Source organism: Luteirhabdus pelagi (assembly GCF_016827595.1).
In the GTDB taxonomy this organism is placed as follows: Bacteria; Bacteroidota; Bacteroidia; order Flavobacteriales; family Flavobacteriaceae; genus Luteirhabdus; species Luteirhabdus pelagi.
The window spans coordinates 331,433-345,671 of sequence record NZ_JAECMS010000005.1; the positions used below are offsets into that span (position 1 = coordinate 331,433).

16 protein-coding genes are annotated in these 14,239 nt (G+C 40.5%); 5 read left to right on the plus strand and 11 right to left on the minus strand.

The window, feature by feature from the left end:
- Window positions 1–11: 11 nt before the first annotated feature.
- Window positions 12–257, plus strand: coding sequence for a DUF2007 domain-containing protein (locus I4Q58_RS13895; RefSeq protein WP_203296498.1), 246 nt, complete (start codon window positions 12–14; stop codon window positions 255–257).
- 64 nt (window positions 258–321) lie between these two features.
- Here the strand turns inward: I4Q58_RS13895 and I4Q58_RS13900 are convergent, their stop codons facing one another.
- Window positions 322–1,947, minus strand: a complete 1,626-nt coding sequence (locus I4Q58_RS13900; RefSeq protein WP_203296499.1) for an ABC-F family ATP-binding cassette domain-containing protein — start codon at window positions 1,945–1,947, stop codon at window positions 322–324.
- Window positions 1,948–2,090: 143 nt separating this feature from the next.
- Between I4Q58_RS13900 and I4Q58_RS13905 the strand changes: the two genes are divergently transcribed.
- Window positions 2,091–3,482 (plus strand): hypothetical protein, encoded by a 1,392-nt coding sequence (locus I4Q58_RS13905; protein WP_203296500.1) that lies wholly within the window; start codon window positions 2,091–2,093, stop codon window positions 3,480–3,482.
- A gap of 58 nt (window positions 3,483–3,540) precedes the next feature.
- On the opposite strand, the gene fsa is transcribed toward I4Q58_RS13905, so the two are convergent.
- The 8 genes from fsa to I4Q58_RS13945 form a co-directional block, all read right to left on the minus strand.
- On the minus strand, window positions 3,541–4,194 hold the full coding sequence (fsa, locus tag I4Q58_RS13910) for a fructose-6-phosphate aldolase (protein WP_203296501.1): 654 nt from the start codon (window positions 4,192–4,194) through the stop codon (window positions 3,541–3,543).
- A 75-nt stretch (window positions 4,195–4,269) separates the two neighbouring features.
- Window positions 4,270–5,076, minus strand: coding sequence for an SDR family oxidoreductase (locus I4Q58_RS13915; protein ID WP_203296502.1), 807 nt, complete (start codon window positions 5,074–5,076; stop codon window positions 4,270–4,272).
- A 78-nt stretch (window positions 5,077–5,154) separates the two neighbouring features.
- Window positions 5,155–5,910, minus strand: coding sequence for a LytR/AlgR family response regulator transcription factor (locus I4Q58_RS13920; RefSeq protein WP_203296503.1), 756 nt, complete (start codon window positions 5,908–5,910; stop codon window positions 5,155–5,157).
- Between the two features lie 122 nt (window positions 5,911–6,032).
- Complete coding sequence (locus I4Q58_RS13925; RefSeq protein ID WP_203296504.1) at window positions 6,033–6,755, minus strand: head GIN domain-containing protein; 723 nt, start codon at window positions 6,753–6,755, stop codon at window positions 6,033–6,035.
- Window positions 6,756–6,758: 3 nt separating this feature from the next.
- Entirely contained in the window at window positions 6,759–8,558 is a 1,800-nt protein-coding gene (locus I4Q58_RS13930) for a PspC domain-containing protein (RefSeq protein WP_203296505.1), read from the minus strand.
- Entirely contained in the window at window positions 8,555–8,893 is a 339-nt protein-coding gene (locus I4Q58_RS13935) for a PadR family transcriptional regulator (RefSeq protein ID WP_203296506.1), read from the minus strand. The genes I4Q58_RS13930 and I4Q58_RS13935 overlap by 4 nt, the downstream gene beginning before the upstream one ends.
- Entirely contained in the window at window positions 8,883–9,065 is a 183-nt protein-coding gene (locus I4Q58_RS13940) for a hypothetical protein (protein ID WP_203296507.1), read from the minus strand. The genes I4Q58_RS13935 and I4Q58_RS13940 overlap by 11 nt, the downstream gene beginning before the upstream one ends.
- Complete coding sequence (locus tag I4Q58_RS13945; protein WP_203296508.1) at window positions 9,049–9,561, minus strand: DUF4870 domain-containing protein; 513 nt, start codon at window positions 9,559–9,561, stop codon at window positions 9,049–9,051. Before I4Q58_RS13945 ends, I4Q58_RS13940 begins: the two co-directional genes overlap by 17 nt.
- 134 nt (window positions 9,562–9,695) lie before the next feature.
- Between I4Q58_RS13945 and I4Q58_RS13950 the strand changes: the two genes are divergently transcribed.
- The gene (locus I4Q58_RS13950) at window positions 9,696–10,148 is read left to right on the plus strand and encodes a DUF4442 domain-containing protein (protein WP_203296509.1); all 453 of its coding nucleotides are present in this window, start codon (window positions 9,696–9,698) and stop codon (window positions 10,146–10,148) included.
- Window positions 10,149–10,222: 74 nt separating this feature from the next.
- The gene (locus tag I4Q58_RS13955; protein ID WP_203296510.1) at window positions 10,223–10,690 is read left to right on the plus strand and encodes a hypothetical protein; all 468 of its coding nucleotides are present in this window, start codon (window positions 10,223–10,225) and stop codon (window positions 10,688–10,690) included.
- 64 nt (window positions 10,691–10,754) lie between these two features.
- On the opposite strand, the gene trxB is transcribed toward I4Q58_RS13955, so the two are convergent.
- Window positions 10,755–11,717, minus strand: a complete 963-nt coding sequence (gene trxB, locus I4Q58_RS13960; RefSeq protein ID WP_203296511.1) for a thioredoxin-disulfide reductase — start codon at window positions 11,715–11,717, stop codon at window positions 10,755–10,757.
- Between the two features lie 100 nt (window positions 11,718–11,817).
- Window positions 11,818–12,264 carry a methyltransferase family protein gene (locus I4Q58_RS13965; protein WP_203296512.1) on the minus strand — a complete coding sequence of 149 codons (447 nt, stop codon included), beginning with the start codon at window positions 12,262–12,264 and terminating at the stop codon, window positions 11,818–11,820.
- Window positions 12,265–12,530: 266 nt separating this feature from the next.
- On the opposite strand from I4Q58_RS13965, the gene I4Q58_RS13970 reads away from it, so the two are divergent.
- Window positions 12,531–13,556, plus strand: coding sequence for a T9SS type A sorting domain-containing protein (locus tag I4Q58_RS13970; protein WP_203296513.1), 1,026 nt, complete (start codon window positions 12,531–12,533; stop codon window positions 13,554–13,556).
- Window positions 13,557–14,239: the final 683 nt, after the last annotated feature.

Sequence of the window (14,239 nt, forward strand, 5' to 3'; positions counted from 1 at the left end):
ACAAAATTTATATGAGTAATCCTTCAGAAGAATCGGTACGCATCTTTACAGGTCCTGCCATGGTAGCAAAAGCTTTGGTTAGCCGATTAAACGATATCGGGATTAGCCCTATCGAAAAAGATGACCATGAAAGTGGCATCCGCGCAGGATTTGCCATTGGGGTTCCCGGTCAGGTGCGTCTCTTCATCAGAAAAGACCAAATGAAAAAAGCACAACCAACAATCGATGAGTTTTTAAACGAAATAGACGAAGCCTAAACACGCTTTTTCATCATAAAAAAAGCCCTCACTACGAGGGCTTTAATTTTTTATATTGTTAAGACTACGCTTCTACCTCATACATTTGGTCGCGTTGCTCGCGAATGCTTTTATCGTTCATGTAGTCGTCGAAGTTTAGATAGCGATCGATCGCTCCTTTCGGCGTTAATTCGATGATTCGATTTCCAACCGTTTGTGCAAAGGCATGGTCGTGTGTGGTTAGCAATACTGTTCCTTTGAAGTTTTTAAGTGAGTTGTTGAACGCTGTAATCGATTCTAGGTCCAAGTGGTTGGTAGGTTCGTCCAACATCACCACATTCGCACGTTGCATCATCATCCGACTGAGCATACAGCGCACTTTTTCACCTCCTGAAAGCACGTTCGATTTCTTCAACGCCTCTTCACCACTAAACAACATCTTCCCAAGAAAACCACGGATATAGACTTCTTCTCGTTCTTCTTCTGTCTTGGCATATTGGCGAAGCCAATCGACCAATGTCATATCATTCTTAAAGAATTCGCTATTGTCCAACGGCAAATAACTCTGAAGCGTTGTTACACCCCATTGATATTCGCCTGTATCGGGTTTTGCGTTTCCATTCACAATTTCATAGAATGCAGTAGTTGCTCTTGAATCGCGTGAAAACAAAACAACCTTGTCGCCTTTCGCCAAATTGATGTTCACATTGCTAAAAAGTGTTTCACCATCTAGGGAAGCAGAAAGGTTTTCGACATTTAGAATTTGATCGCCCGCTTCACGTTCGCGCTCAAAAATGATAGCTGGGTAACGACGGCTAGAAGGCTTGATGTTTTCGACATTCAGTTTTTCCAACATCTTCTTACGGGAAGTAGCCTGTTTCGATTTTGCCACGTTTGCGCTAAATCGCTGGATAAACTCCTGAAGTTCCTTTCGCTTTTCCTCCGCTTTTTTGTTTTGTTGGGCACGTTGTCGCGCGGCCAACTGACTACTTTCGTACCAGAACGTATAGTTTCCGCTGTAGTGGGTAATCTTACCGAAGTCGATATCGCTAATGTGTGTACACACGGCATCCAAAAAGTGACGGTCGTGCGATACTACGATGACGCAATTGTCGTAATTCGCCAAAAAGTTTTCAAGCCAATTGATGGTTTCATAGTCCAAATCGTTGGTTGGCTCATCCATGATCAATACATCCGGACTTCCAAAAAGCGCCTGGGCCAACAATACCCGTACCTTTTGCTTACCATCAAGATCGGCCATGGTACTATAGTGAAGGCTTTCGTCTATACCCAAGTTGGAGAGCATGGCAGCAGCATCGCTTTCTGCATTCCAGCCATTCATCTCTTCAAAAATAACTTGAAGTTCGCCGATTTTCTCTGCGTTCTCATCGGTATAATCCTCATACAGCTTATCGATTTGTGTTTTCACATCGAAAAGCTCCTTATTCCCCCGCATTACAGTTTCCAACACGGGAAAATCATCATATGCGTTGTGGTTCTGCTCAAGTACGGACATTCTTTTTTCTGGCTCGAGATGAACATGACCGGATGTAGGCTCCTGTTTTCCCGCTAGAATTTTTAGAAATGTAGATTTCCCGGCACCATTGGCACCGATTATTCCGTAGCAGTTGCCTTGCACGAATTGGGTATTCACTTCATCGAACAACACCCGTTTTCCAAATTGTACCGATAGGTTTGAAACTGAAAGCATTTCGTAATTTTAAAATTTTGCGCAAAAGTAGCTAAATATAAGCGATTGCGGAAAGATTTAAGTTTTTATAAAGTTTTAACTTCGAATTAACAACTCGCAGCCCTTGCTACAGTTACATTTGCTACAATCCCAAACGCATTTTTTTGAATAGATTATTACTCCTTTTCATAGCCGGCATTCTTTCCGCCTCCTGTGCTTTTTCGGATAAAGATGATGCGCAACAGACCTGGATTGGGGGTGAAATAGTCAATCCCGAAGGAGATTATATCATTATTTCCCAGGATCGCATTCCTATGGATACCATTCCATTGAAAAACGATAACACCTTTCTATATCAGTTCGAAAATCCTGAAGAAGGACTCTACTCCTTTCGACATAATGAATACCAGGTTTTCTATTTAGAACCGGGTGATAGTATCATGGTACGCCTTAATACATTGGAATTCGACGAATCGCTTTCATTTTCGGGTAGAGGCGCGGAAAAGAACAATTTGTTGATTGAGTTCTTTCTTCAAAATGAAACGGAGAACAATAACCTTAAACAGTTTTACCACCTTTCCCCTTCCAATTTTGAAAGTAAAATTGACTCGATGCGCGCTGTTCGTGAACAACGCTACAAAGAATTTCTTAGGAAATATGAGCCGTCCGAAGGCTTCAAAAAAATTGCGAAACTAAATATTGCCTACGACCATTTCAGTAGAAAGGAACACTACATAGCGGCCAATAAAAGAAGGCTGAAAAAATCGGAATATCCAAAAGGATTCTTCGAGTTTCGTGATTGCATTAATTATAACAATAATATCGCGGAGTATTACTATCCTTATTATCGCTTCCTTGGTAGTCATTTTGCAAATCTAGCGTTCGAAAAATTACAGGATAACGACATCGATACGAGAGATTACGATTTTAACAAAACAAAACTTGTACTGATCGACAGCATGATAAAAAATGATTCATTGAAGAATCGCTTACTTCTCAGTTCCGTACGACAATATTTGGTACAGGCTAGAAGTGAAGAAAATGAGCGGAAGATGGTTACACTATTCAAAGACCTTTCTTCACATCCAAATCATATCACGGAGATCGAAGAGTTGGCTTCTGCAGCCATAAATATTACACCTGGGCATACCATTCCTAACGTGCAATTGGTTACGACCGATAACATCGTAAAAAACCTACACGAAATTATTCGTCGTCCCACAGTGCTATACTTTTGGTCGATGTACTCCATGCAACACAATAGAAATATCCATGCGAAAGTGGCCGAATTGCGCTCTAAGTTTCCGGAATATGATTATATGGGCATCAATACCGATACACATTTTAGGAAATGGCGGGATATGACTTCTAACTTAGATTTTAATCCAGCCCATGAATTTCAATTAGAAGATTTAGACACCGCTGAAAAGGAATTGGTCCTGAATTCCTTAAACAAGGCATTTTTAGTGGATAGCGAAAATATCATTCTGGAAAGCAACTCTTCCGTTTTTGAACCACAAATGGAAGAACAACTACTAGGCTACCTAAATCAATAAAGCCTTTCACATTTCTGTAAAAGGCCTTTTATTTTTTATTATTGTTGAAGGAACTAGCTTAATTTCCTTTTTTATAATCGGCCAAGAATTTTTCCAATCCAATATCGGTTAATGGATGGTTCAACAATCCTTCAATTGAAGACAACGGTCCTGTCATCACATCGGCACCAATCTTAGCGCATTCCAAAACATGCATGGTGTGACGAACAGAAGCCGCAAGAATTTCCGTCTCGAAACCGTAGTTATCATAAATCAATCGGATTTCAGCAATCAGGTTTAGGCCATCTGTTGAAATATCGTCCAATCGACCGATAAAAGGCGAAACATAGGTTGCACCCGCCTTGGCAGCTAACAACGCTTGACCTGCAGAAAATACCAACGTACAATTCGTTCTAATGTCCTTATCGCTGAAATATTTTATAGCCTTTATTCCTTCTTTGATCATTGGCACTTTTACCACGATTTGGTCATGAAGTTCTGCTAATTGCTCTCCCTCCTTTACGATACCATCGAAATCGGTAGCGATTACTTCAGCAGAAACATCGCCTTCCACGATATTACAGATATCTACGTAGTGTTTTAATATATTATCGCGACCCGTGATGCCCTCTTTGGCCATTAATGAAGGGTTGGTAGTAACGCCGTCTAGGACACCCAGATCCTGCGCTTCACGAATTTGATCCAAATTAGCGGTATCGATGAAAAATTTCATGCAAATTAGTTTAGGAGGTTATTGGCCACAAAAGTACACAAGTTCACTTCCTTTTCGAAACCGAAAGCATAAAATTTATTTCAACTTATAGTGGTTCATCAACATACGCTCGTACATGCGATCGGGCAATACTCTTTTAAGCGCGATAGAGAATTTTTGAAGGAAAGAGCCAACTTTATAATGAACCCGAGGTTTTGAAGAAGTAATGATAGCATAAATTACTTTCGCCATTTGAACAGGATCTTCACCGCTATCCACATCCTTATTCATCAATTCAAGAGTTTTTCCATACTGATCGCGATAAGGCGAATCGTCTCGAACTGGCGTATGATAACGTCCAGCAGCAATATTGGTTGCAAAATCGCCAGGAGCCACATTCACCATTTCAATACCAAACTGTAAGACTTCCATTCGCATGGCTTCGATAGTGACTTCCAGAGCTGCCTTGGTAGCAGAATAAATCCCTCGGTACGGCAAGCCCATATATCCTGCGATGGATGTAATATTGATAATCTTTCCGCTGTGCTGTTTTCGCATCTGCGGAAGACAGGCATTAATAACGTGAAGTGGTCCTTTATAATTTACTGAAAAGGCATAGTCGATTTCATCGTGAGGTGTTTCTTCAATCGGACCTGTAATTCCAACGCCAGCGTTATTGATAACGATGTCCAGGGTTTTCTCCTTTTGAAGTACTTCGGAAACGGCGCGCTCGATACTTTCCTTATCAGTTACTTCCATGGCGATAAGCGGAAAGCTGCTGTTGAGATATTTTGAAGGATTACGACTGGTACCGTATACCGAATAGCCTTTTTCGGAAAGATAATCGCCTATGGCTTTCCCAATGCCCGAAGACGCTCCCGTAATAAATACCACTTTTGTCATATCCGTTTTCAATACGGTGGCAAAGATGGGGTTCGTGCTGCTACTATGCAAGAATTGTAGGAAGTATTTTATATACGGCTATTCCAACCAAAGTTTAAAATCCTTTACACGTTCCCGGGCTACGATTACCTCATCTTCATCGTAGTTTTTCAGTTTTAACTGCAATCGTGAATTGGTGTAGGAAATAATATCGGCAATAGCGTCAATGCAAATGATAAACTTTCTATTAATACGGAAGAATTTTTCAGGTGAAAGTTCATCTTCCAATTGTTCTAGGGTGGTATCGAGTAAATAGTTGCGTCCCTCTTCGGTGAAGGCATACGTTCCTTTGTTTTCAGAATAGAAACATTCAATTTCATCGACAGCTATCATTTTTAGGTGCTGACCGATTTTCGTGGTGAAGCGTTTTTTATATTCGCGTTCCACCGGGTTGGTCAACATCTTTCTGATATCATCAAAGCTCATTTGAAGTTCCTTTACCGAAGGTTGCAATTCTCGGTACTTGTTTACCGCCTGAACGAGTTCCTCTTCATCGATAGGCTTCAACAAATAGTCGATACTGTTCAATTTGAAGGCTTGTAACGCATATTCGTCGTATGCAGTGGTAAAGATGATAGAGCTTTTTATGGATACGGCGTCGAAGATTTCAAACGACAAGCCATCACTTAGTTGAATATCCAAAAAAATCAGTTTTGGATGTACGTTATTTTGAAACCATTCCACCGACTCTGCTACACTGTGTAAGGTATGAATTACAGTAACCCCTTGCTTTTCCAACATTCGTTTTAGGCGTCGTGCCGATGGTTTTTCATCTTCAATAATTAGAACCTCCATAAAAATACGATTTGGTAACGAAAATAGTGGGATTTCAGATTAGCTGCAAGACATTCTGACTGAAATGAAGAAACCCGTAGCTGAATTGACTACGGGCTTCACTCTATTGAAAGTGGGAGTTGCTACATTTTATGAACGCCACCGGAATGACTGTCATTTTTTGAAATCTGTTTCGGATTACCTCGATAATGTACATCGCCGCCACTGCTCGTATCCGCCTCCAAACGATCGCGCACATTTACTTTAATATCGGCTCCACTGGAAGCATCGGCAATACAACTGATTACCTCTAAGGCTTCGGCGTCTAGGTCGCTACCGCTAGAAGCACTAGCTTCCAGGTTGCTTGCCTGTCCCCAAACCTTAAGATCGGCACCACTGCTGGTTTCAGCGATGAGACGTTTGGTGAAGACTTCTGCTTCAAGATCGGCTCCACTACTCGCATCCAACGTGACGGTCTCGGCCTTTAGAACGGATTCCGCGATAACATCAGCGCCACTCGAGGCTTCCAAGCCAGATAGCTCGGTAAAGGTTACATATATCTTCTTTGCCTTAGCACGTCCGATGTTTTCGGTCGTTCCTATTTTTAAGGTTCCGTTAATGACTTCCGTCTCGATGAGATCATGAAGGTTTTCATCGGCTTCAACTGTGATTGAAACCGCATCGCCCTGCTTCACAAAAACATCTAAACCGGCACTTCCTCGTATAATGTTGAAGTCGGCATCTACCGAACGTTCCTCGGTTACTACGTTTCCGTTCCCATTGGTCTGTCCCAATCGAAGATCGAACTCGCAACTGCTAAGCAGTACGGTCGACAGTCCTAAAAATAATAGCTGTAGTGTTTTCATAGTTTATTGATTTTGATTGATAGTATCTTGAGTTTGCTCCTGTATTTCTGCTGAAGAAGGCTGAAAATCTTCATACACCTCATTTTCCCAATTAGGATCGGAACCACCTTCATGTAAGTTTCCTTCGGCGTCAATTACATTGGTATTCGCATCGGGTGAAGTATTCATGACATCGTCTTCGTAGCTATTTTTATCAACTTCATTTTCATCATCATTATAGGTCTCCACAGGGCAATCGAGACATTGGACGTCCCCTTCTATTATTCGGAGGTAATGTCCTTCTTTCCCATAATCTAAAATATCACCCATATTGCTATAATTGCTGTGGAACGATCGTGTATTCTTATCGGCTACCAACACACTTCCTTCTGGTAGGAACACCGTTACGGTTACTTCTTGATCCCTAAACTTATTCTTCGTATCGGTAGTGAAAAAGCCATCCAAGTATAACGTATTATTCTCCAGACTATAGCTATAGTTAATAGCTTCAGCATATTTTTCAGCAGCCAGACGGCCTTCACCTTCCGCTTCCTTCATGATTCGGATCTTGGCAACGCTGTCTCGTGTTGATTTCACGATAAGTCGGACATCGTTACTATAGATAACCTTCTCATCGTTTTCATCATATTCTATTTGAAGATTTCCTTGTCGGTACACTTCATATTCATATCGATGATCGGCGCGCATACTTAGATAAACCGTATCATTCGCATCGATGGCAAAGGTATTTTCTGAAATCACTTCTCCTTCGTAGGCTCGCTGTGTAGCTTGTTGAATTCCAAGAATTCCAAGTCCGATTAAGGATAACACCCAAACGATAACCAATGAAATCTTTACGGTGCGCCCTAAGGATTTGAGGTTGTTGATCAACAACTTCAACCCTAAGATAAACAAGGCGAAGAACGGTATTCCGACAGCGAAGAACACTACCAGCGAAACCAACCAGATTGGCGCTCCACTAATATCGGCTAAGGAAATATAATCCATTATTTCTCCTGTTCCCCAGAGCCCTACGGTTCCTAAGGTGAATAAACTAATGATAAGACCGATAAGCACTGAAAGTGACGTTAGGATTAACAGCACCCCCAGGAACTTGACGAAAATGGTCAGAATCGCAAGTATTACTTTCCCAAGGGTCTCAAAAAAACCCGCAGTACCTTTTTTGATTTTATTTCCATATTTATCGTAGTCGGCATTCTTCACCGAATCGGCAACCGAATCGTACCCTTCCTTGAACTTGCGCTCTATGTTAGAGATATTGACAGGTTCGCCGGTCATCTTCAACTTATCGGAAGTGGTAACCGCCGCCGGAACCAAAATCCAAAATAGAATGTAGATGATTATGAAAAATCCGGAGGAAAGGAATGTCAGTAAAATCCATAGCAACCGTACCCAAATGGCATCAATCCCAAGATAATGTGACAGTCCTGAGGATACTCCCGCAATAAATTTGTTGTCGATATCACGGAACAATTGCTTGTGACCGCTTTGTCGTCGGGCGCGTTGTTCTTTAACAGGTTCATCCTCGAACATCTCCTCGTCGACCATATAGTCTTCTGGCTGACCCATCACTGCGATCACCTCATCGAGTTCCTTAATAGAGATTACCTGCGATTGCGATTGGATTTTTTCGTTGAACAATTCGGCGATTCGAGCTTCGATATCGCGCATGATTTCATCGCTTCCTTTTGGATCGGTAAGCGATTTACGTATCGCGTCGAGATATCGTGATAGTTTGGCGTAGGCATCTTCGTCGATATGGAAAAAGGTGCCGGCTAAGTTTATATTTACTGTCTTTTTCATTGTTTTTCGGTTGAAGCGGTTACTTTGTTCACAGCACGGTGAAGTTCATCCCATGTCGTGTTTAGTTCGTCAAGAAACAGTTTTCCTGTTTCCGTAAGGCTGTAATACTTGCGTGGCGGACCACTGCTTGATTCTTCCCATCGATAGGCCAAGAGTCCAGCATTTTTAAGACGTGTTAGCAACGGATAAATGGTCCCTTCCACGACAAGCATTTTTGCTTCCTTCAGGGTGTCCAAAATATCGGAGGTATACGCCTCGCCATCCTTCAAAATAGAGAGGATGCAATATTCCAGCACTCCTTTGCGCATCTGCGCTTTTGTGTTTTCAATTTTCATCTGAGGGCGTTTCTAATAATAGTTCGTTTGATTTTTCAACAGCGATGATGGTACTATCGTGTTGCATTATGCACGTCGCCTGTTGCGCCTGGGCTTCGGTCCATTCACTTTGGACTTCACACCCAAGGAAGCAAACTGCGGCGGTCATAACTAGATTAATGATGGTGTTCATTTTTTGATTGATTTTGTTCTGAATTGGCTTCAGAAGTGGTTTTTAAAAAAGGGATACTAAGCGGATAATGATACTGTTTTCCTTGTGAAGCATGCAGGGTAGCATTGATAACGGCAAAGAGTTCAAAAATAAATAGGCCGAAAAGCAATAGGCCTACACATCCTGCCAACAAAATATAACCTGACAGGTTTCGAATATCACTTATCCCCACGGTTACTTGGTGCTCTAAACTTTCCACAAGGGAAATGAAGTCGACCGCAAAGATGAACGCAAAGGGCAGGCAGATTAGTCCTATTCCCAATGCATACACCAAAATACTTAATTGAAAATTCAACGCCTCTTTTCCGTGATTGTCGGTAAAGGCATGTTCCCGATGGAGCGTCCACAATACTAATGGACCGATAAAATTTCCAAAGGGAAAAAAGTACTTTAGAAAGGTTGTAAGATGCATTGCTGCACCAACGTTTCGTTCGTTTTTTGATAGCGTTGTTTCCATAACTTAATAATCTCCTATACAAATATATATCTAAAAAAAGGTATTATGCAAAACATAGTACTAAAATTTAACATTTTATTAAGACTCAAGGATGTGATGGAAATACTGTAATTTTGTGGTAAATACCATTCCCTATGCCACTCACTCCAGGTAAAATCAACACATTTTTATTGTTCAAACTTCCTTCAGCTTGGGTAACGGGCGTTCGGGTTAAATATATCTCAAAGGAAAAATGTACAACCGCTGTTCGATTGCGGTGGATCAATCAAAATCCTTTTAAATCTATGTTCTGGGCAGTGCAGGGTATGGCGGCGGAACTCGCAACCGGTGCTTTGGTGATGCAGGCTATTCAGGAAACCGAGGCCCCTATTTCGATGTTGGTTGCCCAGAACAAGGCTGAATTTCATAAAAAAGCCAAAGGGCGTATTACTTTTCAATGCGAGGAAGGAACTAAAGTAGCACAGGCGATCGAAACAGCACTACAAACGGGAGAAGGCAATACAATTTGGCTTCAAGCCGATGGCACCGATGAGTCGGGAGTTATCGTTTCATCTTTTGCTTTTGAATGGACTATTAAAAAAAAGTGAAATAACATAACTTTGGTATAGCCTCCTACTCCGTTTTGCTATCTTCTTTTCAAACTAATTTTGAAAAAATTATTATGAAGATACAAAGTTTACTTTTAGCGACATTATTATTTATCTCGTGTAGCAGCGATGATGATGGAGATACGAACCAAGATGAAGAAAACCAATTTGCAGATATTGTACAGACCCTACCTCAGGATACATGGCAAGTCACTTATTTTTTTGATGACGGTGAGGATAAAACAGAGAATTTTTTAGGGTTCGAATTCGATTTTGATGCCGAGGGAAATGTCATTGCCACTACAGATGTATTTTCGGAAACAGGAACTTGGTCATATGAAGGATCCAGCAACGATTCCAACGATGATGATGGCGTTGATGACGATGAAGAACTAATCCTTCAATTCTCACAAGATAATCCGTTTGATGAGCTAACGGATGACTGGCACATTCAAATGGCCAATGATAACACCATTGAGCTTTTTGATGAAGATGAGGATGGAAACGATGAAACAGACTTTTTGACGTTTACGAGAATATAAGATTCCAGAAACAATAAAAGCCGCTTACTAAAGCGGCTTTTTTTTTAATTCCTCCTAAAATAGGCTATACTGTTACTTCAGCTTCAATTGTCTGCAAATAGCGCTCCGCATCCAAGGCCGCCATACAGCCTGTACCGGCAGCTGTAACTGCCTGACGATATACTTTATCTTGAACGTCACCACTTGCAAAAACACCCGGCTTATTTGTTTTGGTAGTCTTTCCTTTTGTGACCACATATCCGGTGTCGTCCATATCCAATTGTCCTTTGAAAATATCGGTATTGGGTTTATGTCCGATGGCGATAAATAATCCCGTTATTTCGATATCCTCTTTTTCACCCGTTTCGTTATTCACCATTCTAAGGCCTTCCACAACTTGCTCGCCCAACACCTCTTCTACTTCAGTATTGTAGCGCAAATCAATATTTTTGGTATTGGTAACACGATGCTGCATCGCTTTGGAAGCTTTCATATAGTCTTTACGAACCAACATGGTTACTTTATTACAAATATTGGCAAGATAGGTGGCTTCTTCCGCAGCAGTATCGCCGCCACCAACGATTGCCACATCCTGTCCTTTGTAAAAAAAGCCGTCGCATACTGCACAAGCAGAAACCCCGCCGCCACGCAACCGTTGTTCACTTGGCAACCCAAGATATTTTGCGGTAGCTCCGGTTGAAATAATGACGGTTTCGGCCTCTATTTGTTTCTCATTATCGACCGTAATTTTATGGATTCCACCTACCTCATCACTGAAGTCTACCTCTGTTACCATTCCCATACGAACTTCCGTACCAAAGCGTTCGGCTTGCTTTTGAAGGTCCATCATCATTTTCGGACCATCTATTCCGTCTGGATACCCAGGAAAGTTATCTACTTCAGTAGTGGTGGTTAACTGTCCTCCAGGTTCCATACCTGTATACATAACTGGTTTCAAGTCGGCGCGGGAAGCATAAATCGCTGCTGTATATCCCGCAGGCCCTGAACCAATAATCAAACATTTTATACGCTCTACTTGTTCTGCCATGATATAATTTCTTCGGTTTTTGAATTTGTAAATGTAGTAACTTTTAAGGGAAAGGAAGGGACTGACTTATTAACAAAGCCAATGCAAAAATCAACGTATACTATGAATGAAACTTAGGAAAAAAGCGACCGGTAGTCCTGCGATATTTTCGATATGCGGAATACTTTCGGATCATCCAACGCTCTTCTTGTTCAGATTTGAAATAGAATACGGTAGCCATGATAAGGGTGACGCATAATTTGAGGATGGAAACCTCCATAATTGCATATCCAAACATTGCCACGAGGATTCCCGCATAGATTGGATGACGGATATATTTATAAATGCCGTGATAGACATAGCGATTGCCGTTCATAACATTGGCTTTCTTCGATTCGCCTAAAAGATTCACCACTCCAAAAAACAAAATCATAAACCCAATAAGAATAAATGCAAGTAATCCAAAATATAGCCAATTGGGAATAGGAAGATAGTTTCCTTCAATATCAATAAAAAAGATGGCGAAAAGGAAAAATTGGATCAGCAAAAATGTAATCTCTCGTTTCAAAGGGGCACTTTTGGGGTGAGGCGAAGATACTATTATTTACTATTCTTTTAAAATGTATCGCTTCACATTTCAATAGTAAAGAATGGACAAAATCCATGCCGAAGCGCTAGAATTTAATACCATGAAATCTCTGCGCGTTTGAATAGCTGCATAGTTCGCTACAAAACATTATCACACTTATATTAATTACTAATTTTCAAATCGTTACATCACTAAAAAGAATTTTAAAATAGTCGTATAGCCATTATATTTATAAAAAATTACCGATGAAAAAAGGTTTCTTACTATTTCTATGCTTCATTTTAGCGTTTGTGGGTTACGGACAACAGGAATTTTTGATTGTAACTTCGGATAATGTTTTGAAATCTATCGATAGCGATTTCAATAGCACGACATTATTTACGATCCCAACCGATGGCATTGTATTGGATATTGCGCTATCGCCTTCTGGCGCATTATATGCGGTAATCGATTCCGATTCCAGTGCTAATGCGACCTTAAATGAAGTTGATTTGGAAACCGAGACACTAACGGAGTTAACAACGCTTCCCCCTCCTTTGTTTGGTTTAAATACATATTCTGGCTTGGTATGCGATGAAAACGATGTTTTATATACCGCTAAACGCACTACAGGTGAATTATTAACCTATGACATCTCTGAAGGGATACTTACCCAAGTTGAATACGAGGGCTTTGCAACATTTGGCGATTATTCCTTTCTCAAGGGTCAATTAGTATATCCCAATAATTTTGTGAAGGCATACGATGGCGAAAACATTATATCAATCGGTTGTTCGCCCTTCAACGTTTTTTCATTTATAAACTTGTTTTCCTCTTGCAATGAAAATATCCTTTATGGCATTACTGACACTGGACTTGTGTATGAATACAATTTTGAAATGAATGAGGTTACCGAAGTAGCCAACCTTTCCAACCAAGGTATTATTTATGGTGCTGCATCGTTTACAGAGCATCTGGCTGCAGCCTGCCCTATTCAAACCATCAATAATGGGGTTGATGAAAATTGTGAACTATTATCGCTACCCTATCAAGAAGTATCCGAAATCAAAATATTCCCGAATCCCGTTTCCGAAACCCTATTTCTTTCTGGTATAAATAGAAACCTGATTTCACGGATTACCGTACGCGATATGCTAGGACGAATTGTCGTAGTAAAGAATAGGATTTCATCTGAAATCGACGCCACTGTATTAAGCAATGGCCTATATGTTCTTTCCCTCTTTGATGAAAACAAAATTGAAGTATTCTCTAAAAAATTTGTGAAGTATTAAGGAAGGTTTTAGTAGTATTTCCCTCACAATGTATTTAGAAAATCCTGCGAAATACCTTTTAGCAAATAAATCAAGACTCTTAATCAGTTAGCAAGACAGGATTACCTCCGGTGATCCTGAGAGGGGGGAACGTTGCTCATAAAAGCTGAAACCTCTGGTCTCTACTTTTTTATTCCCGCTACGGCAAGGGAACAAGTTCCAGCCTTGCTACCATGGCAAGCAGGATTACCTCCGGTGATCCTGAATGGGGGAACGTTGCTCATAAAAGCTGAAACCTCCGGTTTTTCTTTTTTTATTTCCGCTACGGCAAAGGAACAAGTTCCAGCCTTGCGGAAATAAAAAAGCTGAACAAATTTTGTTCAGCTTTTATGGTCGGGATGACAGTACTTTGAAACAATTTATAACTTTCTGATATATAATTATTTATATTTAATTTTAAATTAGGGGTAACCGAATAGGTAACTTCCAAATCTATTTCTTCAAATATAAATATTATTCGGTGGGAATTGCACATATATTATATCAAAAACTGATAAAGTATATTGATAATTCCGCTTCTTATATTCAAATAGCGGATAAACCCATATATTTATACTGATATAACTAGTTGGCAACAAGCTGAAAAATGAAATACGGAATCAAGATTTTATCTGGAATTTTAATAATTGGAATATTAATTTCAA

Bases quoted from the DNA above. Each gene is read 5' to 3' on its own strand.
- I4Q58_RS13895 (WP_203296498.1), top strand. From the start codon at position 12: ATGAGTAATCCTTCAGAAGAATCGGTACGCATCTTTACAGGTCCTGCC.
- I4Q58_RS13900 (WP_203296499.1), bottom strand. From the start codon at position 1,947: ATGCTTTCAGTTTCAAACCTATCGGTACAATTTGGAAAACGGGTGTTG.
- fsa (WP_203296501.1), bottom strand. From the start codon at position 4,194: ATGAAATTTTTCATCGATACCGCTAATTTGGATCAAATTCGTGAAGCG.
- I4Q58_RS13915 (WP_203296502.1), bottom strand. From the start codon at position 5,076: ATGACAAAAGTGGTATTTATTACGGGAGCGTCTTCGGGCATTGGGAAA.
- I4Q58_RS13920 (WP_203296503.1), bottom strand. From the start codon at position 5,910: ATGGAGGTTCTAATTATTGAAGATGAAAAACCATCGGCACGACGCCTA.
- I4Q58_RS13925 (WP_203296504.1), bottom strand. From the start codon at position 6,755: ATGAAAACACTACAGCTATTATTTTTAGGACTGTCGACCGTACTGCTT.
- I4Q58_RS13930 (WP_203296505.1), bottom strand. From the start codon at position 8,558: ATGAAAAAGACAGTAAATATAAACTTAGCCGGCACCTTTTTCCATATC.
- I4Q58_RS13935 (WP_203296506.1), bottom strand. From the start codon at position 8,893: ATGAAAATTGAAAACACAAAAGCGCAGATGCGCAAAGGAGTGCTGGAA.
- I4Q58_RS13940 (WP_203296507.1), bottom strand. From the start codon at position 9,065: ATGAACACCATCATTAATCTAGTTATGACCGCCGCAGTTTGCTTCCTT.
- I4Q58_RS13945 (WP_203296508.1), bottom strand. From the start codon at position 9,561: ATGGAAACAACGCTATCAAAAAACGAACGAAACGTTGGTGCAGCAATG.
- I4Q58_RS13950 (WP_203296509.1), top strand. From the start codon at position 9,696: ATGCCACTCACTCCAGGTAAAATCAACACATTTTTATTGTTCAAACTT.
- I4Q58_RS13955 (WP_203296510.1), top strand. From the start codon at position 10,223: ATGAAGATACAAAGTTTACTTTTAGCGACATTATTATTTATCTCGTGT.
- trxB (WP_203296511.1), bottom strand. From the start codon at position 11,717: ATGGCAGAACAAGTAGAGCGTATAAAATGTTTGATTATTGGTTCAGGG.
- I4Q58_RS13970 (WP_203296513.1), top strand. From the start codon at position 12,531: ATGAAAAAAGGTTTCTTACTATTTCTATGCTTCATTTTAGCGTTTGTG.